Source organism: Salibaculum griseiflavum, assembly GCF_003129565.1.
GTDB lineage: Bacteria > Pseudomonadota > Alphaproteobacteria > Rhodobacterales > Rhodobacteraceae > Salibaculum > Salibaculum griseiflavum.
In genome coordinates this window covers 47859-71480 of record NZ_QETF01000003.1, presented here as the reverse complement: position 1 = coordinate 71480, position 23622 = coordinate 47859, and the positions used below count along the sequence as shown (strand labels likewise).

Genomic DNA, 23622 nt, shown 5'->3' with positions numbered 1-23622 from the left:
TAGACCGCCAAGGGTTAACCGCGGGTAAAGGAAAATGCCGATCTGTTGGGTTTCGCCGGAACGCTCAGCTGCTTTGCCGACCGGCCCGCAGGCGCGGTTCGAGCAGCCAGGCACCGGTCCAGAACAAAAGTGCAAACGGCATTGCCGCAACCGACCAGAGATACATGATATACAGTCCGCCGTTCAGGAAGCCGGCCGTGCCGAAGAAAACCGCCGCCGCCACAATCGCCGTGCCCGGGCCGGCCCAGCCGCTGCGCGCGGCGGGAACCGCCAGCAGGCAGGCCGGGACAAGCCCGATCCATGTCACAAGCGGCGACATCAGCATCATGGCCGACATGTTGGTGAATACAGAATCGACAAAACCGGGCGGGCTGGCCGGTGGCGGTGCGGTCAAGATGGCCAGGCCGTGAAAGACTGCACCCAGGACAAGTGCGCCCAGAAGCACCCCCAGAACGCCACCCAAGAGCAGCCGCCAGCTGGTTCCAGCCACGGGCGGGCTGCGAAACAGGTTCATGCCGCGGCGGCCCCGCCCACGGTAAGCCCACCGATCAGAAGGCTGGGCTGTCCAACGCCCACGGGCACCCATTGCCCGGCCTTGCCGCAATTGCCCATGCCTGGGTCGAGGGCCATGTCATTGCCGATGCCGCGGATCTGTTGCAGGGCCGTGGCTCCGTCGCCGATCAGGGTCGCGCCCTTGACCGGCGCACCGACCTTGCCATCCTTCACCCGGTAGGCCTCGGTGCAGGAAAAGACGAACTTGCCGCTGGTGATGTCGACCTGCCCGCCGCCGAACCCCACGGCATAGATGCCGTCCTTCAGGTCGGTGACCAGCGCCTCGGGGTCGGCATCGCCACCCAGCATGTATGTATTGGTCATGCGCGGCATGGGAATATGGGCATAGCTTTCGCGCCGTCCGTTGCCGGTGGGGGTGACTCCCATCAGGCGCGCGTTCTGGCGATCCTGCATGTAGCCCACCAGCGTGCCGTCCTCGATCAGCACGTTCCGGCCCGAGGGCGTGCCCTCGTCATCCACCGTCAGCGACCCGCGCCGGTCGGGGATCGTGCCATCGTCCAGCACTGTCACGCCTTTCGCCGCGACCTGCTGGCCCATCAGCCCTGCAAAGGCGGAAGATCCCTTTCGATTGAAGTCGCCCTCCAACCCGTGGCCAACGGCCTCGTGCAGCAGGATACCGGGCCAGCCGGGGCCAAGGACCACGTCCATCACGCCTGCCGGGGCCGGTTCAGCCACAAGGTTGACAAGCGCAATGCGCAGCGCCTCGCGCAGCTTGGGCTCCCAGCTTTCGCGGGCGATCACCTGTGACAGCCCCAGCCGACCGCCACCACCCGCTGCCCCGCTTTCGCGGCGGCCGTTTTCCTCGACGATGACGGAAACGTTGAGGCGGCTCATGGGCCGCGTGTCGGAGACCACGGTGCCATCCGGTCGCAGGATGACGACTTCCTGGTGCGAGGCGGCAAGGGTCGCGGAGACCTGAACGACACGGGAATCCATCTGGCGTGCGACCGCGTCGATTTCGGCCAGCAGCTCGATCTTGGCGGGGAACGCGGCCTCGGCCATCGGGTCCGCATCGGTATAAAGGTGCCGGTTGGTCCGTGCCGGGCCCTCTGCCATCGTGCCGCCGCCATCGCCGACGGCCAGCCGCGCGGTGGCCACCGCACGCTTTAGCGCCTGTTCGTCGATCCGGGTAGAGTGGGCATAACCGGCGGTCTCGCCACGCACGGCGCGCAGGCCGAAGCCTTCGGACGCGTCGAAACTGGCGGTTTTGACCCGGCCGTCGTCGAAAGAGATCACTTCGGACTTGCGCCGTTCGAGGAAGAGCTCTCCGTCGTCGGCCCCCGCGACGGCGGCCTTGACCTGTGACAAAGCCGTTTCGCGGTCTATATGGGTTTCGAAGGGGCGAAAGGTCGTGTCTGACATGGGACTCCTGTGCTCTGGACTTGATCCAGATCAAAAAAGCGACCGTTTGCCACAATGGCCGCGCTTGAGTTGGTCCTAAGATTATGGGATGACCGCAATCGAATACAACGGGATTCCGTGATCCCATTGTCCGAACTGCTTTAGGGAATGACATGCGACTGAACAATCTTGTCAGCAAGCTGGGCCTTGCCGCCACTTCGGCCACCGCGTTTGCCGGGGCTGCCTCGGCCCAGCAGGCCTTGAACGACCTCGAAATCGTCGGCCGTCCGGTTCAGGGCGGCACGGGGTTCCAACCCGCCGCGACCGAGCTGGCCCGCGATCTGCAATGGCTGGATGGCATGATCCTGGTGATCATCACAGCGATCACCCTGTTCGTCGTCGGCCTGCTGGCCTGGGTCATCCTGCGCTACAACCGGCGCGCCAACAAGGAACCCGCGACCTTCACGCACAACTCGCCGCTCGAAGTGGCCTGGACGGTGATCCCGATCGTGATCCTCGTCTTCATCGGGTCGTTCTCGCTGCCGACGCTGTTCAAGCAGCAGGAAATCCCCGAGGGCGATATCAATATCCTGGTCACCGGTTACCAGTGGTTCTGGTCCTACGAATATACCGACGAGGACATCTTCTTCGAAAGCTACATGATCGGTTACGGCGAGGGGAACCTGAACGACGGCATCCGTGAGCAACTGGTCGAAGCCGGCTATTCCGAGGACGAGTTCCTGCTGGCCACCGATACCGCCGTTGTCGTGCCGACGGGGGCGACCGTTGTCATGACCGTCACCGGCGCCGACGTCATCCATTCCTGGACGGTGCCCGCTTTCGGTGTGAAGCAGGACGCCGTGCCGGGCCGTTTCGCCCAGCTGTGGTTCGAGGCCGAAGAGGAAGGCGTCTATTTCGGCCAGTGTTCGGAGCTTTGCGGCAAGGACCACGCCTACATGCCGATCACGGTCAAGGTGGTCAGCCCCGAGGTCTATGAAGAGTGGCTGGCCTCCGCCAAGGAAGAATTCCCGGCCTGACCGGCCGGGGCGGCCCCTCCGGCCATACCCGGGCGGGCCGCTGCCCCTAACCTGACGGGAAAGAGATGACAGACGTCACGCAACAAACCGGCACATACGAGGCACGGATGGGGGATTACTTCGCCCTCATGAAGCCGCGCGTGATGCAGCTTGTCGTCTTCACGGCTCTGGTCGGGCTGCTCGTCGCGCCGGTGCCCGTTCATCCCTTTATCGGGTTTGTCGGCATTCTGTGCATCGCCGTGGGCGCTGGCGCCTCGGGGGCGCTGAACATGTGGTGGGACGCCGATATCGACGCGGTGATGAAGCGGACGCAATCGCGCCCCATCCCCTCGGGCCGGGTGCAGCCGGGCGAGGCACTTGGAATCGGGCTCGCCCTGTCGGGCTTCTCGGTCATCTTGCTGGCGCTGGCCACCAATCTGCTGGCCGCCGGTCTGCTGGCCTTCACCATCTTTTTCTACGCGGTCATCTACTCGATGTGGCTGAAGCGTTCGACGCCGCAGAATATCGTGATCGGTGGTGCCGCGGGGGCCTTCCCCCCGATGGTGGGCTGGGCCGTGGCGACGGGCGGCATCGCCCCCGAAAGCGTATTGATGTTTGCGCTGATCTTCATGTGGACACCGCCACATTTCTGGGCCTTGGCCCTGTTCGTGAAATCCGATTACGGCAATGCCGACGTGCCGATGCTGACCGAGACCCACGGCCGCCGTGTCACCCGTAACCATATTCTCGGCTACACGATCGCACTTGTGCCGGTGGCGCTGGGGATCGCCTTTACCTCGATCGGCGGTCCGGTCTACCTGGCCGTGGCACTGCTGCTCAATGGATGGTTCCTGAAAGGGGCCGTGGACATCTGGCGTCGCGACGATGCCGACAGCGAGGCCGACCAGCACGCCGTCGAGAAACGGGTGTTCAAGATTTCCCTTTACTACCTGTTCGGCCATTTCGGCGCTCTGCTTGTCGAGGCCGTCCTTCGGACCAATGGGCTGGGGGGCTGGTAAGGCATGGTGATCAAGGTCGAACATGAACTTCACAAGCGCCGCCTGGACCGCAATGTCGGGGTCGGACTGCTGTTGATCGGCTTCGTCGTGATTGTGTTGGTTCTCACCGTGGTGAAGGTGCAGGGCCTCGGTGACATCCGCGAGATGGAGCGCTTCGATCACGTCGCACGTCCCGCTCTTGAGCAGGCGGCAGGCGCATCGGAAGAGGAGGGCACCCAATGAAGCTGTTTTCCCGTATCCAGGACGGCCCCAAGCGCACCGCCGCGCAGGCGGTGACCGTTGTGCTGCTCATGGGTGGCCTGGCCTGGGCCTCGGTTCCGTTCTACGACTGGTTCTGTCGCGTTACCGGTTTTGGCGGGGCGACCGGCGTGGCCGAAGTCGAAAGCGATGAAATTCTCGATCAGACCATTCTGGTCCGGTTCGAGGCGTCGGTCGAACGGGATATGCCCTGGCAGTTCAAGCCTGCGCAGCGCGAAATGGAAGTGCGCATCGGGGAAACCGCGCTGGCCTTCTACGAGGCCACCAACACCAGCGACGTGCCCGTCGCCGGGACCGCCAGCTACAATGTCGCCCCTTACGATGCGGGCGGCTTCTTCGAGAAGATCGACTGTTTCTGCTTCGAGATGCAAGTGCTGCAGCCGGGGCAGACCGTTCAGATGCCGGTCAGCTTTTTCGTGGACCCCGATATCGTGGATGACCGCGAAGGCCAGTATGTGCACACGATCACATTGGGGTATACATTCCACAAGGCGGACCTGCCCGAGGAAGAACAACAGGCATCGCTGGATGCCGAGCTAACAACGCCAGCCTTTCCGGCCGGCTTGAACAAAGACCAATAAAATCGCGCGAGGGAACGCATAAAATGGCGCACGAAAAGAACCACGACTACCACATTCTCAACCCCTCTATCTGGCCCCTCCTGGGCGCGATCGGGGCCTTCGTGATGCTGTTCGGGGCGGTGCTCTGGATGGATGGCTCGGCGCCCTGGATGTTCCTGATCGGCCTTGTTGCCGTTCTTTACACCATGTTCGGCTGGTGGGCCGAGGTCGTCGCCGAAAGCCAGCAGGGCGACCACACGCCGGTTGTCCGGATCGGCCTGCGCTATGGCTTCATCATGTTCATCATGTCCGAAGTCATGTTCTTCGCGGCCTGGTTCTGGAGCTTCTTCAAGCACGCCATGTATCCCATGGGCCCGCAAAGCCCCGCTGTCGATGGTGTCTGGCCCCCGGCCGGGATCGAGACCTTCGACCCCTGGCATCTGCCGCTGATCAACACGCTGATCCTGCTGTGTTCGGGCGCGGCAGCCACCTGGGCGCACCATGCGCTTGTGCATGAGAACAACCGCGAAGACATGAAGCACGGGCTGATCCTGGCCGTACTGCTTGGTGTCATCTTCACCGGCTTCCAGGCCTATGAATACAGCCACGCGGCCTTTGGCCTGGCCGGGAACATCTACGGCGCCAACTTCTTCATGGCGACCGGCTTCCACGGCTTCCACGTGATCATCGGCACCATCTTCCTGCTGGTCTGCCTGATCCGGGTCTACAAGGGGCACTTCACGCCTGAGAAACATGTCGGGTTCGAGGCCGCGGCCTGGTACTGGCACTTCGTCGACGTTGTGTGGCTGTTCCTCTTCGCCGCGGTTTACGTCTGGGGCGGCTAGAACCTTTTCCGGCGCCGGGTCTTGACCCCCGCCTGACGACAGGACAAGACGCGCGGGGTTGAAACGCCCCGCGCGTCTTCATGTTCACCAATGCCGGAGTCACGGATCGCCTGATGCGACAGCTTCTGTTTCCAATCCTGGTCGGACTCGGCGGACTCGCCATCCTCTTGTGGCTGGGCATGTGGCAACTCGACCGGCTGCAATGGAAACAGGAGATCCTTGCGGGGATCGATTCCCGCATGATGGCCGAGCCTGTGCCGCTTCCAGACGCGCCGACGGAAGCCGAGGATGAATACCGGACGGTTCTGCTATCCGGGCGACCCTCGGGCGAAGAGTTGCATGTTCTGGTGTCCGGCACCCAGGCCGGAACGGGGTATCGCGTGATCTCGGCCTTTGAAACCGACACCGGACGCCGCATCTTGCTGGACCAGGGTTTGCTGGACCTCGACGAGAAAGACGCGGAGCCGACCCGTCCGCGAATGGACCTTCGCGGCACGCTTCTCTGGCCCGATGACGTGAACAGCTCGACCCCAGAGCCGGACCTGGCCGAAAACACCTGGTTCGGCCGTGACGTGGCGCGCATGTCCGAGGCGCTGGACACCGAGCCGTTGCTTGTCGTGCTGGCCCAGGCGTCGGATTACGACCCTCGTTTGACGCCCTTGCCCGTCGACACGATCGGCATTCCCAACGACCATCTGGAATATGCGATCACCTGGTTCCTGCTGGCCGTCGTCTGGCTGAGCATGAGCCTCTATTGGGTGATCCGAACCCTTCGCCGCAAGGAAACTGGCGCATGAAATACGTATCGACGCGCGGGGCCGCCCCGGTGCTGACCTTCGAAGAGGCGATGATGACCGGCCTGGCCCGTGATGGCGGGCTTTACGTGCCGGAGGTCATCCCGCAAATGACCGCCGATCAGATCGCCGCACTCGCAGGCAAAACCTATGAAGAGGCCGCTTTCGACGTGATGCGGCCCTTCGTCGGCGACACCTTTTCGGACGAGGAATTCCGGCGCCTGATCGACGCCGCCTATGCGGGCTTCGGCCACGCGGCGCGTGCGCCGCTCAAGCAGCTTGCACCGAACCATTTCCTGCTGGAACTGTTCCACGGCCCCACGCTGGCCTTCAAGGACTTCGCGATGCAGCTGATCGGACAGATGTTCCAGGCTGCGCTGACCCGTTCGGGCAAACGGATCACCATCGTCGGGGCCACTTCTGGCGATACCGGCTCGGCCGCGATCGAGGCCTTCAAGGGGCTGGACAACGTGGATGTCTTCATCCTCTTCCCGCATGGCCGCGTGTCCGAGGTGCAGCGCCGCCAGATGACGACCCCGGCCGAGGCCAATGTCCATGCGCTGGCCGTCGATGGCGATTTCGACGATTGTCAGGCCGCGCTGAAGGACATGTTCAACGATTTCGACTTCCGCGACGAGGTGGGCCTTGCCGGTGTGAACAGCATCAACTGGGGCCGGGTGCTGGCGCAGGTCGTCTACTATTTCACCTCCGCCGTCAGCCTCGGCGCGCCGCACCGCAAGGTCAGTTTCACCGTGCCCACGGGCAATTTCGGGGATATCTTCGCGGGCTATATCGCCAAGCGCATGGGCCTGCCCATCGACCGTCTGGTGATCGCCACGAACCAGAACGATATCCTGCACCGCACCATGGAAACCGGCGCGCAGATCAAGGAAGGGGTCACCCCGTCGATCAGCCCGTCCATGGATATCCAGGTCAGCTCGAACTTCGAGCGCGCCCTGTTCGAGGCCTACGGTCGCGACGGTGCGGTCGTGGCCGCCCAGATGGATGAATTGAAAGACAAGGGTGCCTTCACCATCAGCCAGGGGGCCATCGACTTCCTGCGCGACCAATTCGATAGCGGTCGCGCCTCCGAGGACGAAACCCTTGCCCAGATCAAGGCCGAGATCAGCCGGTCGGGCGAATTGCTATGCCCGCACAGCGCGGTTGGCGTCAAGGTGGCCGACGAGCATCAGGGCGCGACCCCCATGATCACGCTTGCCACCGCGCATCCGGCAAAGTTCCCCGATGCGGTGGAGCAGGCCAGCGGCATCCGCCCGGCGCTGCCGGATCGCATGGCAGACCTCTTCGACCGCCCCGAGCGGGTGACCCGCGTCGCGAACGATCTGGACGCCCTTGAAACCTTGATCCGGGAGCGCCGCGCCAAGTGACTGTCGAGATTCATACGTTGTCGAACGGCTTGCGCGTCGTCTGCGAGGTGATGCCGGGCCTGAAATCCGCCTCGGTCGGGGTTTGGGTCAATGCGGGCGGACGCCATGAACGCGCCGAACAGAACGGCATCGCGCATTTCCTCGAACACATGGCTTTCAAGGGCACCGAGCGGCGCAGCGCGCTGCAGATCGCGGAAGCCATCGAGGATGTGGGCGGCTATATCAACGCCTATACCAGCCGCGAGATGACGGCCTATTACGCCCGTGTGCTGGAACAGGATGTGCCGCTGGCGGTGGACGTGATCGCCGACATCCTGCTGAACCCGGTCTTTGATGAACGCGAGATCGAGGTCGAGCGCGGGGTGATCCTGCAAGAGATCGGGCAGGCGCTGGACACGCCCGACGACATCATCTTCGACTGGCTGCAGGAACAGGCCTACCCCGATCAGCCCATCGGCCGCACCATTCTTGGCCCGGTCGAACGGGTGAATGCCTTTACCCGCGATGATCTGGCGGGGTTCGTGCAGGACCAATATGGCCCGGAACAGATGATCCTTGCCGCAGCCGGTGCGGTCGATCCGGAAGAGTTGCTGAAACTGGCCGAGGCCCAGTTCGGCCATCTTGCCCCGCGCGCCCCGGCCAACACCGCCGCGCCGGCCCGGTTCGGAGGCGGCGAGGCGCGCCATGACAAGGCGCTGGAGCAGGCCCATTTCACCCTGGCCTTTGAAGGGCCGGACTATTGTGCCGATCGGATCTATGCCGCGCAGATCTACGCCATCGCCATGGGGGGCGGCATGTCCTCGCGCCTGTTCCAGGAACTGCGTGAGAACCGGGGCCTGTGCTACACGATCTTTGCCCAGACCGGGGCCTATTCGGATACTGGCATGATGACGGTTTATGCCGGAACGTCGGCCGCCCAGCTGGGCGACCTTGCCAACCTGACCATCGACCAGATGAAGAAGGCGGCCGAGGACATGAGTGCCGAAGAGGTGGCCCGCGCCCGCGCCCAGATGAAGGCCGGTTTGCTGATGGGGCTGGAAAGCCCGTCGAACCGCGCGGAACGGCTGGCAAGGATGCTCTCGATCTGGGGCAAGGTGCCCAGTATCGACGAAACCACCCGGCGCATCGACGCGGTCACCACGGGCGATGTGCGCGATTTCGGGGCGGACATGCTGACCCGGGCGGGCAACGCGATGGCGCTCTATGGCCCCGTGGAACAGGCCCCGACGCTGGAGGCCCTGCGCGAAAGGCTCGCGGCCTGATGCTGCGGCAAAAGCGGAAGGTCCGGCTGGAGACCGAGCGCATGACCCTGCGCCCGCCCCAGCACACGGATTTCCGCGATTGGGTGGCGTTGCGCAAGGCCAGCCGCGAGTTTCTGACTCCGTGGGAGCCCAGCTGGGCGCCCGATCACCTGACCCGCAAGAGTTTCACCAACCGGGTCTACTGGGCGCAGCGCTCCATTTCCAATGGCACCGCCGTGCCCCTGTTCCTGATCCGGCGCGAGGATCAGGTGCTTTTGGGGGCGATCACGCTGGACCATATACGCCGCGGCCCGGCCCAGGCGGGGACCACGGGCTACTGGATCGGCGAGTCGCATGCCCGTCAGGGCTATATGCGCGAGGCGATCGAAGCGCTGGTGCATTACGCCTTTACCACGCTGGACCTGAGCCGGATCGAGGCCGGATGCCTGCCCGAAAACACCGCCTCGCGCCGCTTGCTGGAATGCTGTGGTTACAAATACGAGGGCGTGGCGCAGTCCTATCTTCAGATCAACGGACGCTGGCGCAACCACGTGCTTTACGCCAATCTGCGCCACGACCGGCGCGGCAAGACCGAGGTGGGATAGGCACAAGTCCAGCAGTTGAGGCGCGTGGGTTTAGGCCGGCCATATTGGTCGATACTGACTTTCGCCGTCGTTGCGCTATCCTTTCCTCCAGGAGGGCCTTGTCATGATCCGTCACGTCTTGCTGCTTATCTGTATTATCGTTGGTAGCGCCGCCATGGCGCAGGACCGTATCCCGTCCCATTGCCGCGCCTTCGCGCAAGCGCCGGGTATGGAATACCTGCAACTCGCAAGTTTTCGCGAGCCCGTCGCAAATGACACCGTTCGTATCAGTTACGTGGATCATGCCATGTTCCTGATCCAGTCCGAAACGGTTTCGGCCATGACCGATTTCACCGGCTGGTATGGCAACGTGGAGTTCATCCCCGATGTCGTGACGATGAACAACGCCCATTCCACCCATTTCACCAGCAATCCCGACCCGGCGATTGCCCATGTCCTCGAAGGCTGGACCCTGAATGGCCAGCCCCGCAATCACGAACTTGATCTGGGCGAGATGCTGATCCGCAACGTGCATACCGACATCCGCGCCAGGGGCGGCGACCGGGTGCAAGAGAACGGCAATTCGATTTTCGTTTTCGAAGTGGCCGGGCTGTGTATCGGCCATCTGGGCCACCTGCACCATGAACTCGACGAGACCCATTACGCCATGCTCGGACGGCTTGACGTCGTCATGGCCGCTGTGGATGGCGGTTTGACCCTGCGCCATGAAACGCTGCTGCGCGTGATGGATCGGTTGCGGTCTTCGGTCGTGATCCCGATGCACTGGTTCGGGCGCAGCACGCTGGATGCGTTCCTCGATGATATGGAAACCAGCGGTTACGACGTGGTGCGCGCAGGCAGCCCCCAGATCACGCTGTCGCTGAACAGTCTGCCGTCGCGGCGCACGGTCATGGTGCTAGAGCCGGAATTCCTGGCCGAGTGACTTGCCCCGCCCCGGCCACCATGCTTTGACCCGGCCATGCTGAATGCCGTTAGCCCAGAGTTAGAAGACCGGTTGCGTGCCATGCTGGGGCCAGAGGGCTTGCCAGCGGATGCGGCGAATTTCCTTCAGGAACCGCGCGGGCGCTGGCAGGGCCGGGGGCTTGTCGTCGCGCCCTCGACGACCGAGGAGGTCGCAGAGGTGGTGCGGCTGTGCGCCGATTTCCGCGTGGGCATCATTCCCTATGGCGGTGGCACCGGGCTGGTCGGCGGCCAGATCACCGAAACAGGCCCCGCCCCGGTGATCCTGTCCTTGCACCGCATGTCCGCGATCCGGGCGACCTACCCGCGCGAAAACGCAATGGTGGTCGAGGCAGGAGCGGTTCTGGCTGACATCCAGCAGGCAGCAGGGCGGGTCGAGCGGCTGTTTCCGCTGTCGCTGGCCTCTGAAGGCTCGGCGCGGATCGGAGGATTGCTGGCCACGAATGCGGGCGGGCTGAACGTGATCCGATATGGCACCGCGCGGGCGCAGTGCCTGGGGCTGGAGGTGGTCATGGCCGATGGGACGGTCTGGAACGGGCTGTCCCGGCTGCGCAAGGACAATACCGGCTATGATCTGCGTGACCTGATGATAGGAGCCGAGGGCACGTTGGGTATCATCACCGCCGCGACGCTGAAGCTGATGCCACGCCCGGCCGAGGTGACCACGGCGCTGCTGTCGGTGCAGGATCCGTCGGCGGCCCTGGACCTGTTGGCGCTGGCGGGGGCTCAGCTTGGTGAGACGATCACGGCCTTCGAATTGATCCACCGCCAGGGTTTCGATTTCCTGGCCGAGGCTGAGATCGCGCATGTCCGGCCACTGGACCCGCTGCCCGAATGGTGCGTTCTGGTCGAAATCGGGCTAGGGCAGGGTCAGGATGCCGGGGGCGCCCTCGAGGCGCTGTTCCTGGCCGCACAGGAGGCAGGGCTTTCGAAGGACGGCACAATTGCACAATCCGTTGCCCAAACGCAGGCACTGTGGGCGGTTCGCGAGAATATCCCGGCCGCCAACCGCGCGATCGGAGCGGTCTCGTCCCACGATATTTCGCTTCCGTTGAGCGCGATCCCGGATTTCATAGCGCGGGCCCCCGGCAGGTTGGCCGGTATCGGAGATTTTCGCATCAACTGCTTCGGGCATCTGGGCGACGGCAACCTGCACTACAATGTCTTTCCGCGACCGGGAAGAAGCCGCGCCGATCATGACCACCAGCGCGCTGCGGTGAAACGGGCGGTGCATGATCTGACCCACGAGATGGGCGGATCGGTCAGCGCGGAACACGGGGTGGGGCGGCTGAAGGTCGAGGATCTGGAACGCTATGCCGATCCTGTCAAACTGGCCACCATGCGTGCGCTCAAGGACGCGCTGGACCCGCTGGGCATACTGAACCCGGGGGCGGTTCTGCGGCAGCAGTGACGCTTGCCCTTGTGGCCCCTTGCGCATAAGAGGGCGCGAACAGGAACCAAGGGGCAGATATGCCAGTTCTCGTGATGAAATTCGGCGGCACGAGCGTCGCCACGCTGGATCGCATCCGCCGCGCCGCCAAACGGGTCGGGGTCGAGGTGTCCAAGGGCTATGACGTGATCGTCATCGTGTCTGCCATGGCCGGGGAAACCAACAAGCTGGTGGGGTATGTCGGCGATACCAGCCCACTCTATGATGCCCGTGAATATGACGCCATCGTCAGCTCCGGAGAGAATGTCACCGCTGGTCTTATGGCGCTGACCTTGCAGGAAATGGATGTGCCGGCGCGCAGCTGGCAGGGCTGGCAGGTGCCGGTGAAAACCACCGCCGCACATTCCGCCGCCCGGATCGAGGAAATCCCGACTGACAACATCAACGCCAAGTTCGGCGAGGGCATGCGCGTCGCGGTTGTGGCCGGATTTCAGGGGGTCAGCCCCGAGGGCCGGATCACCACGCTGGGTCGTGGCGGGTCCGACACGACGGCCGTTGCCTTCGCCGCGGCCTTCGGCGCGGAACGCTGCGATATCTACACCGACGTGGACGGCGTCTATACCACGGACCCGCGCATCGCATCGAAGGCCCGCAAGCTGGACCGCATCGCCTTCGAGGAAATGCTGGAACTGGCCAGCCTGGGCGCCAAGGTGCTGCAGACCCGCTCGGTCGAGCTGGCCATGCGCTACAACGTGAAACTGCGGGTGCTCAGCAGTTTCGAGGAACAATCCGACGAGGCCGGCACGCTGGTCTGCGACGAGGAGGACGTGATGGAAAACCGACCCGTATCCGGCATCGCCTATAGCCGCGACGAGGCCAAGATGACCCTGATTTCCGTGGCCGACCGCCCCGGCATCGCCGCCGCCATCTTCGGGCCGTTGTCCGAGGCCGGGGTGAATGTGGACATGATCATTCAGAACATCGCCGAGGAAGGCCGCACCGACATGACCTTCTCCTGCCCCGTCGATCAGGTCGCGCGGGCCGAGAAGGCCCTGAACGAGGCCAAGGCCGCCGGCGATATCAATTATCATGACCTTGTCGCGGATACGGATGTGGCCAAGATCAGCGCCGTGGGCATCGGCATGCGCAGCCAGTCGGGCGTAGCCGCGACCATGTTCAAGACCCTTTCCGACGAAGGCATCAACATCAAGGTCATCGCCACCTCCGAGATCAAGATCAGCGTGCTCGTTGATCGCAAGTACATGGAACTGGCGGTGCAGGCCCTGCATGACGCATTCGAGCTGGAGAAGGCGACCTGACGGGCAGGCCGGTCGGATAAAGGCAAGTCGGTCGCGCAAGTCGGTGATTTTTTGCGCTCATTGCGTGCAAAGACTGCAATCCTTGGTCAAGCCGTCGACAACGCGGTTCTCTTTCCGGTGGCAGGTCTGCTATACGGGGCCGAACGCCCGGCGGACGTCCGGCAGGGAAGAGGGACATGCCCGAGACCTTTGAAACCGAAAGCCGCAAGCTGCTTGGTCGGTTGCGCGATGCCATGGCCGAGGACAATGCCGGCCAGGAGCGGCTCGATCGGATCGTCGGGCTGATCGCGTCGTCCATGCGGACCGAGGTATGCTCGATCTACCTCTTCCGGGATGCCGACACGCTGGAACTTTGCGCGACCGAAGGCCTTGCCGCCGAGGCGGTGCACCAGACCCGCATGCGGCTGGGCGAGGGCCTGGTCGGGCGTGTCGCCAAGGCCCGCGACGTGGTCAATACCGCCGATGCGCCCGCGGCCAAAGGGTTCCGCTATATGCCGGAAACCGGCGAGGAACGCTTTTCCAGCTTCTGCGGCGTGCCCATCCAACGACTGGGCGACACGATGGGCGTGCTCGTGGTGCAATCCAGAGAGGCGCGGGAATTCACGGCTGACGAGGTCTATGCGCTGGAAGTCGTCGCCATGGTCCTGGCCGAGATGACAGAACTGGGCGCCTTCGTCGGCGAAGGGGCTGCCCTGTCCGCCCGCCATCAGCAGCCGGTCCTGTTCCGCGGCACGGTCGGCCAGGAAGGTGCGGCCGGTGGCAACGTGTTCCTGCACGAGCCGCGCGTCGTCGTCACCAATCCGATCGCCGATGATCCCGAGATCGAGAAGACCCGCCTGACCGAAGCGATCGACAGGCTACGGGTCTCGGTGGACAAGATGCTGGCCCGGAATTCCGGTGCCAGTGCCGATCAGAAGGACGTTTTCGAAGCCTACCGGATGTTCGCCAACTCGCGAAGCTGGCAAAAGCGGATGCTCGATGACATCGACAATGGCCTGTCGGCCGAGGCGGCAGTGGAAAAGGAACAATCCCTGGCCCGCACCCGCATGTCGCAGGCCAAAGACGCCTATTTGCGCGACCGGTTGCACGATCTCGATGACCTGTCGAACCGCCTGCTGCGCATCCTGACCGGGCAGGGCAAGGATACGGGCGCCGAGCTGCCCGAGAACCCGGTGCTCGTCGCGCGCAATATCGGACCGGGCGAGTTGCTGGACTATGGCAAGGTGCTCAAGGCGATCGTTCTGGAAGAAGGCGCCGTGGGCAGCCATGCGGCCGTGGTGGCGCGGGCCTGGGCTATTCCGCTGGTGATCCATGCCAAGAATATCACCACCGAGGCGCTGAATGGCGACCCGATCCTGGTCGATGGCGAACAGGGGGTCGTGCATCTGCGCCCCGATGATACCGTGCGCTCGGCCTTTCGCGACAAGATAGCCATGCAGGCTGCGGCACAGGAACGGTATGCCTCGCTGGTGGACAAGCCGGCCACGACGCGCTGCGGCCAGACCATCGCCCTGAACATGAATGCCGGCCTCATGGCGGATCTGCCCTCGCTGCCCAGCTCGGGGGCCGAGGGGGTGGGCCTGTTCCGCACCGAGCTGCAATTCCTGATCCGCAACCAGATGCCCAAGCGGGCGGAGTTGTCGGCGCTTTATGCGAGGGTCATGGATGCGGCAGATGGAAAGCGGGTGGCCTTCCGCACGCTCGATATCGGGTCGGACAAGGTGCTGACCTACATGAAGCCCAACGACGAGCCCAACCCGGCCATGGGCTGGCGGGCGATCCGCGTGGGTCTGGACAAGCCCGGGGTGCTGCGCATGCAGTTGCAGGCGCTGATCCGCGCTGCGGCGGGGCGCCCCCTTGCCGTCATGTTCCCCTTCGTGGCGCAATTGCAGGAATATCGCGATGCGCGGGCCGAATTCGACAAGGCCATGGAGCGTGAGCGCCGCTTGGGCCACCCCTTGCCGGAAAAGGTCGAGGTCGGGGCGATGCTGGAAACGCCCAGCCTGGCCTTCGCACCGGACAAGTTCTTCGAGGATGTGGATTTCCTGTCCATCGGCGGCAACGACCTCAAGCAGTTCTTCTTCGCGGCCGACCGTGAAAACGAACGGGTGCGGCGGCGCTACGATACGCTGAATGTCAGTTTCCTGGCTTTCCTCGAACAGTTGATCGCACGCTGCGAGGCGCTGGATACGCCTGTGAGCTTTTGCGGCGAGGATGCCGGACGGCCCATCGAGGCGGTCTGTTTCGCGGCCCTGGGCCTGCGGTCGCTGTCCATGCGGCCAGCCTCGATCGGGCCGGTCAAGCATCTGCTGCGTCAGGTGGACCTGGGGCAGGTCAAGGCGGCCATGGACGCGGCGCGCGACCGCGGCGAGCAGAGCGTGCGCCACGCCGTGATCGAGGCGCTGCGGGGCTAAACGCGCAGGGCCGGGCGGCGCAGTCGTGCCAGTTCCTCGTGGAATGCTGACAGAACAACCTCTTCCCCATGGGTTCGGGCGAGGGCGCGCAGACCGAAATGCACCTGGGCGATCTGGGTATAGTAATCCATGAAGGCATAGTTGGTTCCGGCCCCGGCGGCCGCGCCCAGCACGGGCACCGCCTGACCGGCCAGTTTCTGCCCGATCACCGTGGCGAAGCGCGGCGCGATCCGCGCCAGCAACTTGTTGAGCGCCGCGCCTGTGAGGCTGAGCCGTGCCCCGATGAAGGACGTGTCGATACCGTCATCACCGGTGCCGGGGCCGCCCGCACCGAAGACCTGCAGGCATTGCAGGCGGGTTTCCTCGGATCGAGCGTCCTCGCCATGGATTTCAGCCACGGATTGAACCGCGCGGAAGATCACGGTCGTCGCGATGGGAAGTTCCGCCAGCGCCGTTGGCAGCCCGCCGATGCCGCCGAGGGCACCCGACAGCGTGGCCAGCGCCTTGTGCCCGCGTTCCGAGTTGGCAATCCGCGCCATGGACCCCTGACGACTGCGCCCCGCCAGGTCATAGGAGTGGCGCAGCGCCGACCTCGCGGCGTTTTCGATCTGGGTGCGCGATCCCTTGGGCAAGAGTTTCAGCCCGTCTTCGACCTGCCCGCCCACGAAGGTGATGGCCTGCATCAACAGTGTATTGGCCCCATGCTGGCGCGCGGCAAGCGCAGCTATGGCCGCGCGGGCGCCGTCATCGAGCGGGACGGGGGCCGGGTCGGGATTGACCAGGCGCATGCTTTCCGGTTCGGTCGTCATGGATAGAAGATGGGAAGGCGGGACGCCAATTCAATCTTTGTCGCGTTCCACCTGCCCGGCGATTCCCGACCAGGCCCCCGGTTTCAGCGCCAGGCCGAGCACCCGGTCGGGATTGGTCGGGGGCGGCATCCGCACGTCTGGCAGCCGTTCGAAACCGAAGCGCGCGTAATAGGGCGCATCGCCCACCAGCATGACCCTGTCCCATCCCTGGCGCGCGGCTTCCGCGACCTGGGCCCGGATCAACAGGCCGCCCAAGCCTTCGCCCTGCCGGGTAGGGTGCACGGCCACGGGGCCAAGCAGGATTGCGCGCGCGGCGCCGATCCTGACCGGCCATCCGCGGATCGCGCCGCCCAGGATTCCGTCATCGTCGCGGGCGACAAGGCAGAGCGGGCCGACCGGCGGCACGTCATCGCGCAGCCGATAGGAGGACAGGGCCTCGCGCCCCGGCGCGAAACACAGATCGAAGAGCGCCTCGACCTCCCACCAATCCTCGTCGCGTTCGGGACGCAGCTTCATGTCCCGGTCTTTCTTGTTGTTTCCGCATAGCTCGGTAGCATGGCCGCAAAACCACGGCAAATGCTTGGAGAGATTGATGTTCTACCGACCCGGCGATGGCCATGGCCTGCCGCACAACCCGTTCAGCGCCATTGTGACCCCCCGGCCCATCGGCTGGATTTCGACGCGGGGTGCGGATGGCGTCGACAACCTGGCACCCTATTCCTTCTTCAACGCCGTGGCCTACGTGCCGCCGCAGGTGATGTTCGCATCGACCTCGGCCAAGCCGGACCGTGACGGCACCAAGGACAGCGTGGCCAATATCCGTGACACAGGCGTTTTCGCGGTGAACGTGGTGGAATACGCAGCGCGGGAGGCGATGAACCAGACATCCGGCGCCTGGGACAAGGGGGTGGATGAGTTTGACGATGCGGGCATCGCCAAGGCCGAGTGCGAGACAATCGATTGCCCCCGCGTCGCAGATGCGCCTGCATCCCTGGAATGTCGGCTGACCCGGATCATCGAGTTGCCCGGTGCAGCCAATATCGTGGTTTTCGGGGAAGTGACCGGCGTGCACATGCGCGACGATTGCCTGGTCGACGGGCGCTTCGACGTGACCCGCTACACGCCCCTCGCGCGTCTGGGTTATCGTGACTACACCGCTGTACGCGAAGTTTTTCCGCTGGTGCGCCCCGATGACGCGTGACGGCCATGCGCCGCTCGTGTCCGGCCCTTCGGCCCGACAACAGCGCCCCGCCCGCCGTCCCGCCTGCCCAGGATTTGCGCAGGTTTTCAACGCGCTCGGGTAGAACTCGGCTTCACAACCGGGGCGGGTTTCGGCAAGGTGACAGGGAAAGACACGGAGGGCGCGATGACTGCGATGCTCGGGATAATCGGCGGGTCCGGACTGTATCAGTTGCCGGGACTGGAAAAGGCAGACTGGCATCCTGTCGCAACGCCCTGGGGCGCGCCGTCGGATGACATCCTCGTTGGAGAAATGGCGGGGGTCAGGCTGGCCTTTCTGCCGCGTCACGGGCGCGGCCATGTGCATTCGCCCAGCACCGTGCCCTATCGGGCCAATATCGACGCGCTCAAGCGGCTGGGCTGCACCGACGTGGTCTCGGTCTCGGCCTGCGGTTCTTTCCGCGAGGAGATGGCGCCGGGGGATTTCGTTGTCGTGGACCAGTTCATCGACCGCACCATCGCCCGCGAGAAGAGTTTTTTCGGAACCGGCTGTGTCGCCCATGTCAGCGTGGCGCATCCGGTCTGTGACCGGCTGGCAAGAACCTGTGCCCAGGCCGCGACCGCCGCCGGCGTGACGGTCCACAAGGGCGGGACCTACCTGGCCATGGAAGGCCCGCAATTCTCGGCCATGGCGGAATCGAAGCTTTACCGCGATGTCTGGGGTTGCGACGTGATCGGCATGACCAACATGCCCGAAGCCAAGCTCGCCCGCGAGGCCGAGCTCTGCTATGCCTCCGTCGCGATGATCACCGATTACGACAGCTGGCATCCCGATCATGGCAGCGTCGACATTTCCGAGATCATCGCCACGCTGGGCGCCAATGCCGACAATGCGCGCAAGACGGTGGCGGGGCTGCCCGAACGGCTGGACCATGACGGCCCGTGCCCTTGCGGCTGCGACCGGGCGCTCGATCATGCCATCCTGACCGCGCCCGAGGCGCGCGATCCCGACCTGTTACGCAAGCTCGACGCGGTGGCTGGCCGCGTTCTCTGACCCTTTCGAAAGGACCGTTCCATGAAGACCGTGAAGGAGTATATCCGCACGATCCCCGATTTTCCGCATGAAGGGATCATGTTTCGCGATGTCACCACTCTCTTTGCCGATGCCCGCGGATTCCGCATGGCGGTCGACCAGTTGCTGCACCCTTATGCGGGCCAGCCCATAGATGTGGTCGTGGGGCTGGAGGCGCGTGGCTTCATCCTGGGTGGAGCCATCGCGCACCAGCTTGGGAAGGGGTTCGTGCCGATCCGCAAGAAGGGCAAGCTGCCCGGTGCGGTGATCGAGCAGCCCTATCAGCTGGAATACGGCGAGGCGGTGATGGAAATGCACGACGACGCCATCTCTGCGGGTCAGACGGTCCTTGTTGTCGATGATCTGCTTGCCACGGGCGGCACGGCCGAGGCGGGTATCAAGCTGATCGAGCGGCTGGGCGGCGAGGTCGTGGGCTGCGCTTTCGTGATCGACCTGCCCGAGCTGGGCGGGCGCAAACGGCTGGAGGCGCTGGGCATGGAGGTCCATGCGCTGTGCGACTTCGAAGGCGCCTGAGCTAGTTGGCCTTGCGCTTGGGCAGGAAGGGCAGCGGGGCCACGGGAATGCCGTCCTCGATCAGGGCCTTGGCCTCGTCCGGCTTGGCCTCGCCGTAGATCGACCGTTCCGGCGCCTCGCCGGCATGCATAGCGCGGGCTTCGCGGGCAAATGACAGCCCGACATAATCGCTGTTTTCCTCGACCCTCCTGCGAAGGGCGGCCATGGCCTCTTCCGCCTCGGAGCGGGGTTGTGTCAGCGCCCCTTTCGGCGCCTCGGCGCCTTTCGAAATACTGGGCGCCATGGGGCTGCGGCGGACCTTGGTGGAACCGCAGGTCACGCAGGAGACCTGCCCCGCATCGCGCAGCTTTTCGTAGGCGGAAGAGGACTGGAACCAGCTGTCGAACTGGTGGTCCTGGTCACAGGTAAGCGTGTAGTGGATCATCCAAGACCCCGGCGCGCTGTTTCGGATCAACTTTAGATAGGGCTGTTCCCCAGCCTTGGCAATCAGACCAGTTTCGGATCGAACCGCAGGATCATCTGGCGCAGTTCAGGTTCGTCGACCATCTTGGCAGCCTTGCGCCGATTCACCCAGCGGCGCTTGCGTTCCTTGCGCTCTGGCCAACGGCTATGCGCCTTCTTGACCTTGAGCGGGAAGATCACCGCGACACAGGGCAAAGCATCGTCGCTATGGCTCTTGTAATAACTGTAGACGCCAAGAGGGCGGCTGCGCACACGTCCTTCCAGGCCGGCCTCTTCCCAGGCCTCGGTGGCGGCGGCCTCTGTTGGCGTTGCCCCATCCACCGGCCAGCCCTTTGGCACGATCCAGCGGCCGGTGCCGCGGCTGGTGATCAGGCAGAACTGCAATTCGCCGTTCTGGACGCGATAGCACAGGGCGCCGAACTGCGTACGCACATCTGTCTTGCCGGCCTCCCCAAGCCTGATCGCGTTCTGTTCGATCTCTAGTTTTGCCATGTCAGTCGCCCGAGGCCCGTTCGGGCCCATGCTTTGCCTCTTTACCAACAATACCTCAGCAGTGGCCTGGGCCAAAGCGTAATCCGCCGCCCGTCAAACGATTATTGCCGGATATCCACGGTTTTTCCGGCGTCCGCCGCACCGCGCACAAGGTCGGCGATCATCAAAAGCCGTTCGGCCAGGGGGTTCGTCTTGCGCCAGATCATTCCGATGGTCCGCGTGGGCCGGGGCGGCGCAAAGCGGGCGATCGACACCGGGGCCGACCGGGTCTCCACCGACACGGCCATTTCCGGAATCAGTGTCACGCCGATGCCCGCGCCGACCATCTGCACGAGAGTCGACAGGGTCGATCCGTCCAGCAATTCGCGCGGTTCCTTGGCCACGAGGTTGCAGAAGGACAAGGCCTGGTCACGAAAGCAATGCCCTTCTTCGAGAAGCAACAGCCGCATCTCTGGCAGGCGGTCGGGCGTCGGAACGGGTTGATCGGCCTCGGAAAGGGGACGCACCAGCACGAATTCCTCGTCGAAAAGCGCAACTTCCTCGAAAGCGGGCTCCGACACAGGCAAGGCCACGATTGCCGTGTCGATCCGGCCCTGGGTCAGCTCCTCGATCAGGGTCGAGGTCTGGGTTTCGCGAACCCGGATGTCCAACCCGTCATGAAGCCGTGTCAGGTCACCGATGATACGGGGCAGCAGGTAGGGTGCGATTGTGGGAATGACCCCGATCCGCAAGGGGCCGGACAGGTGATCGCGCGAGGCCCGCGCAAGGTCGTCCAGTTCTTCGACAGCGCGCAGGATGTCGCGAATCCGGGCCGCGACGCTTTCTCCGAAGGCGGTCAGCCGGACATGGCGCGGTCCCCGCTCGAAAACCGGCGTTCCCAGCGAGTTTTCCAACTCCTTGATTTGCATGGACAAGGCAGGCTGGCTGATGGCGCAGGCATCTGCCGCATGGCCGAAATGACCATGCCGGGCCAGGGCTTCGAAATAGCGCAACTGTTTCAGGGTCAGATTTTTCATAAGACAGGTTTATCAAGCTTATCAGAATATTCAACTTAAACTAATTCTAAGAAGTGCCTATCTTGACGTGCAATGACGCTGTTGTCAGTGAATCATCTGAACAATCGGAGGACAAGATGGACGGAAACGACATTGATACGAAGGGCAAATGCCCAGTGATGCATGGCGGGCTGACGTCCACCGAAACGACGGTCACGGACTGGTGGCCCAAGACGCTCAACCTCGACATCCTGCACCAGCATGACAGCAAGTCGAACCCGCTGGCGGACGTGGATTATCGCGAGGCCGTGAAAGAGCTGGATTTCGAGGCCGTGAAGGCAGACGTCAAGGCCCTGATGACCGAGAGCCAGGACTGGTGGCCGGCCGATTGGGGCCATTATGGCGGCCTGATGATCCGTCTCGCCTGGCACTCTGCCGGCTCGTACCGGCTGGCCGACGGGCGTGGTGGCGGTGGCCACGGCAATATCCGTTTCGCGCCGCTGAACTCCTGGCCCGATAACGGCAACCTCGACAAGGCGCGCCGCCTGCTGTGGCCGGTCAAGAAGAAGTACGGGAACAAGCTCAGCTGGGCCGACCTGATCCTTCTGGCTGGCAACATGGCCTATGAGTCCATGGGTCTGAAGACGTTCGGCTTCTCCTTCGGCCGCGAGGATATCTGGCACCCGGAAAAAGACACCTACTGGGGTGCCGAGCGCGAATGGCTGGCCCCTTCGGACACTCGTTACGAAGACGTGATGAAGCCCGACACGATGGAAAACCCGCTGGCCGCCGTGCAGATGGGTCTGATCTACGTGAACCCCGAGGGCGTGAACGGCGAACCCGACCCGATCAAGACGGCCGGGCAGGTGCGCGAGACCTTCGCCCGCATGGCGATGAACGACGAGGAAACCGCCGCTCTGACCTGTGGCGGCCATACCGTCGGCAAGGCGCATGGCAACGGTGACGCTGAGACGCTGGGTGCCGAACCGGAAGCCGCCGATGTTGAAACCCAGGGCTTTGGCTGGATGAACCCGAACCTTGACGGCAAGGCGACCAATGCCATCACCAGCGGGATCGAGGGCGCATGGACCACCAACCCGACCAAGTGGGACATGGGGTATTTCGACCTGCTGTTTGGCTATGAATGGGAGCTGACCAAATCGCCCGCCGGCGCCAACCAGTGGCGACCGATCGACATCAAGGAAGAAGACATGCCGGTCGATAGCACCGACCCGACCAAGCGTGTCATGCCGATGATGACAGATGCGGACATGGCCATGAAGATGGACCCGACCTATCGTGCCATCTGCGAGAAGTTCATGGCCGACCCGGCCTATTTCGACGATTGCTTTGCCCGCGCATGGTTCAAGTTGATCCACCGCGATCTGGGTCCGCGCACCCGCTACATCGGTCCCGATGCGCCCGCCGAAGACCTGATCTGGCAGGATCCGGTGCCCGCTGGTGCCACGGACTACGACGTGGACGCGGTCAAGGCGAAGATCGCCGATGCCGGTCTGTCGGTCTCGGATATGGTCGCGACCGCCTGGGACAGCGCCCGCACCTTCCGCCAGTCTGACCTGCGCGGCGGCGCCAATGGCGCACGCATCCGGCTTGCCCCGCAGAAGGACTGGGAAGGCAACGAGCCCGAACGACTGGGCCGCGTGCTGGCTGCGCTGGAACCGATTGCCGCCGAAACCGGCGCATCCATTGCCGACGTGATCGTTCTGGCCGGCAATGTCGGGATCGAACAAGCGGCCAAGGCCGCCGGTGTCGACGTCGAGGTGCCCTTCGTCCCGGGCCGTGGCGATGCCACGGACGAGATGACCGATGCCGAAAGCTTCGAGGTTCTCGAGCCGCTGGCAGACGGGTTCCGCAACTGGATGAAGAAGGACTACGTCGTCACGGCCGAGGAAATGCTGCTGGACCGCGCGCAGCTCATGGGCCTGACCGCGCCGGAAATGACCTGCCTGATCGGTGGCATGCGGGTGCTGGGCACCAACCATGGCGGTTCTGCCCATGGTGTCTTCACCGACACGCCCGGCGCGCTGACGACGGACTTCTTCACCAACCTGACGGACATGTCCTTCAAGTGGGATCCGACGGGGAACAACGAATATGCCATCGTTGACCGCAAGTCCGGCGAGACCAAGTTCACGGCCACGCGTGTGGACCTTGTCTTTGGTTCCAACTCGATCCTGCGGGCCTATGCCGAGGTCTATGCCCAGGACGACAGCAAAGAGAAGTTCGTCAACGACTTCGTTGCGGCCTGGACCAAGGTCATGAATGCCGATCGCTACGATCTGGCCTGATCCGACCAGAAGCTGAAAAAGGAAGGCGGCGCCCCTCGGGGCGCCGT

At 64.0% G+C, this 23622-nt stretch carries 24 protein-coding genes; 17 read left to right on the top strand and 7 right to left on the bottom strand.

Annotation, left to right across the window (positions count from 1 at the left end):
* Positions 1 to 64 precede the first annotated feature (64 nt).
* Positions 65 to 514 carry a hypothetical protein gene (locus tag DFK10_RS03845; RefSeq protein WP_109386787.1) on the bottom strand — a complete coding sequence of 150 codons (450 nt, stop codon included), beginning with the start codon at positions 512 to 514 and terminating at the stop codon, positions 65 to 67.
* Positions 511 to 1935, bottom strand: a complete 1425-nt coding sequence (gene tldD / locus DFK10_RS03840) for a metalloprotease TldD (protein ID WP_109386785.1) — start codon at positions 1933 to 1935, stop codon at positions 511 to 513. Before tldD ends, DFK10_RS03845 begins: the two co-directional genes overlap by 4 nt.
* A gap of 152 nt (positions 1936 to 2087) precedes the next feature.
* Here tldD and coxB point away from each other — a divergent pair, with 152 nt between their 5' ends.
* From coxB to ptsP, 13 genes are all read left to right on the top strand, one after another.
* The gene (gene coxB, locus DFK10_RS03835; RefSeq protein ID WP_109386783.1) at positions 2088 to 2951 is read left to right on the top strand and encodes a cytochrome c oxidase subunit II; all 864 of its coding nucleotides are present in this window, start codon (positions 2088 to 2090) and stop codon (positions 2949 to 2951) included.
* A 65-nt stretch (positions 2952 to 3016) separates the two neighbouring features.
* Complete coding sequence (gene cyoE / locus DFK10_RS03830; protein WP_109386781.1) at positions 3017 to 3949, top strand: heme o synthase; 933 nt, start codon at positions 3017 to 3019, stop codon at positions 3947 to 3949.
* 3 nt (positions 3950 to 3952) lie between these two features.
* Entirely contained in the window at positions 3953 to 4171 is a 219-nt protein-coding gene (locus tag DFK10_RS03825) for a hypothetical protein (RefSeq protein ID WP_109386779.1), read from the top strand.
* A complete protein-coding gene (locus DFK10_RS03820; RefSeq protein WP_109386777.1) occupies positions 4168 to 4788 on the top strand; it encodes a cytochrome c oxidase assembly protein in 621 nt (206 codons plus the stop codon). The genes DFK10_RS03825 and DFK10_RS03820 overlap by 4 nt, the downstream gene beginning before the upstream one ends.
* A 23-nt stretch (positions 4789 to 4811) precedes the next feature.
* Positions 4812 to 5612: a cytochrome c oxidase subunit 3 gene (locus DFK10_RS03815; protein ID WP_109386775.1), complete on the top strand. Its 801-nt coding sequence runs from the start codon at positions 4812 to 4814 to the stop codon at positions 5610 to 5612.
* A gap of 80 nt (positions 5613 to 5692) precedes the next feature.
* Positions 5693 to 6409 carry an SURF1 family protein gene (locus tag DFK10_RS03810; RefSeq protein WP_235866759.1) on the top strand — a complete coding sequence of 239 codons (717 nt, stop codon included), beginning with the start codon at positions 5693 to 5695 and terminating at the stop codon, positions 6407 to 6409.
* On the top strand, positions 6406 to 7794 hold the full coding sequence (thrC, locus tag DFK10_RS03805) for a threonine synthase (RefSeq protein ID WP_109386773.1): 1389 nt from the start codon (positions 6406 to 6408) through the stop codon (positions 7792 to 7794). The genes DFK10_RS03810 and thrC overlap by 4 nt, the downstream gene beginning before the upstream one ends.
* Positions 7791 to 9056, top strand: coding sequence for a M16 family metallopeptidase (locus DFK10_RS03800; protein WP_109386771.1), 1266 nt, complete (start codon positions 7791 to 7793; stop codon positions 9054 to 9056). Before thrC ends, DFK10_RS03800 begins: the two co-directional genes overlap by 4 nt.
* A complete protein-coding gene (locus DFK10_RS03795; RefSeq protein ID WP_109386769.1) occupies positions 9056 to 9640 on the top strand; it encodes a GNAT family N-acetyltransferase in 585 nt (194 codons plus the stop codon). The genes DFK10_RS03800 and DFK10_RS03795 overlap by 1 nt, the downstream gene beginning before the upstream one ends.
* Before the next feature lie 103 nt (positions 9641 to 9743).
* On the top strand, positions 9744 to 10562 hold the full coding sequence (locus DFK10_RS03790; protein WP_109386767.1) for an MBL fold metallo-hydrolase: 819 nt from the start codon (positions 9744 to 9746) through the stop codon (positions 10560 to 10562).
* A 36-nt stretch (positions 10563 to 10598) separates the two neighbouring features.
* Positions 10599 to 12011 (top strand): FAD-binding oxidoreductase, encoded by a 1413-nt coding sequence (locus DFK10_RS03785; RefSeq protein ID WP_109386765.1) that lies wholly within the window; start codon positions 10599 to 10601, stop codon positions 12009 to 12011.
* Between the two features lie 59 nt (positions 12012 to 12070).
* Positions 12071 to 13309 carry an aspartate kinase gene (locus DFK10_RS03780; protein WP_109386763.1) on the top strand — a complete coding sequence of 413 codons (1239 nt, stop codon included), beginning with the start codon at positions 12071 to 12073 and terminating at the stop codon, positions 13307 to 13309.
* A gap of 176 nt (positions 13310 to 13485) precedes the next feature.
* A complete protein-coding gene (gene ptsP / locus DFK10_RS03775; RefSeq protein WP_109386761.1) occupies positions 13486 to 15723 on the top strand; it encodes a phosphoenolpyruvate--protein phosphotransferase in 2238 nt (745 codons plus the stop codon).
* Here the strand turns inward: ptsP and DFK10_RS03770 are convergent.
* A complete protein-coding gene (locus tag DFK10_RS03770) occupies positions 15720 to 16532 on the bottom strand; it encodes an EcsC family protein (RefSeq protein WP_235866758.1) in 813 nt (270 codons plus the stop codon). The genes ptsP and DFK10_RS03770 overlap by 4 nt on opposite strands.
* A gap of 30 nt (positions 16533 to 16562) precedes the next feature.
* Positions 16563 to 17048, bottom strand: a complete 486-nt coding sequence (locus DFK10_RS03765) for a GNAT family N-acetyltransferase (RefSeq protein ID WP_109386759.1) — start codon at positions 17046 to 17048, stop codon at positions 16563 to 16565.
* A 76-nt stretch (positions 17049 to 17124) separates the two neighbouring features.
* Between DFK10_RS03765 and DFK10_RS03760 the strand changes: the two genes are divergently transcribed.
* The 3 genes from DFK10_RS03760 (at position 17125) to DFK10_RS03750 (ending at position 19317) form a co-directional block, all read left to right on the top strand.
* On the top strand, positions 17125 to 17733 hold the full coding sequence (locus DFK10_RS03760) for a flavin reductase family protein (RefSeq protein WP_109386757.1): 609 nt from the start codon (positions 17125 to 17127) through the stop codon (positions 17731 to 17733).
* Positions 17734 to 17898: 165 nt separating this feature from the next.
* On the top strand, positions 17899 to 18765 hold the full coding sequence (locus tag DFK10_RS03755; RefSeq protein WP_109386755.1) for an S-methyl-5'-thioadenosine phosphorylase: 867 nt from the start codon (positions 17899 to 17901) through the stop codon (positions 18763 to 18765).
* A 21-nt stretch (positions 18766 to 18786) separates the two neighbouring features.
* Positions 18787 to 19317 (top strand): adenine phosphoribosyltransferase, encoded by a 531-nt coding sequence (locus tag DFK10_RS03750; RefSeq protein ID WP_109386753.1) that lies wholly within the window; start codon positions 18787 to 18789, stop codon positions 19315 to 19317.
* Position 19318: 1 nt separating this feature from the next.
* On the opposite strand, the gene DFK10_RS03745 is transcribed toward DFK10_RS03750, so the two are convergent.
* The 3 genes from DFK10_RS03745 to DFK10_RS03735 all read right to left on the bottom strand — a co-directional run bounded on the left by DFK10_RS03745 (position 19319) and on the right by DFK10_RS03735 (position 21287).
* A complete protein-coding gene (locus DFK10_RS03745) occupies positions 19319 to 19741 on the bottom strand; it encodes a DUF1178 family protein (RefSeq protein WP_109386751.1) in 423 nt (140 codons plus the stop codon).
* 62 nt (positions 19742 to 19803) lie between these two features.
* Positions 19804 to 20271, bottom strand: a complete 468-nt coding sequence (locus DFK10_RS03740) for an NUDIX hydrolase (RefSeq protein WP_109387108.1) — start codon at positions 20269 to 20271, stop codon at positions 19804 to 19806.
* Positions 20272 to 20372: 101 nt separating this feature from the next.
* Positions 20373 to 21287: a hydrogen peroxide-inducible genes activator gene (locus DFK10_RS03735; RefSeq protein WP_109386749.1), complete on the bottom strand. Its 915-nt coding sequence runs from the start codon at positions 21285 to 21287 to the stop codon at positions 20373 to 20375.
* 116 nt (positions 21288 to 21403) lie between these two features.
* Here DFK10_RS03735 and katG point away from each other — a divergent pair, with 116 nt between their 5' ends.
* On the top strand, positions 21404 to 23575 hold the full coding sequence (gene katG, locus DFK10_RS03730) for a catalase/peroxidase HPI (protein WP_109386747.1): 2172 nt from the start codon (positions 21404 to 21406) through the stop codon (positions 23573 to 23575).
* The last annotated feature ends 47 nt before the right edge of the window (positions 23576 to 23622 follow it).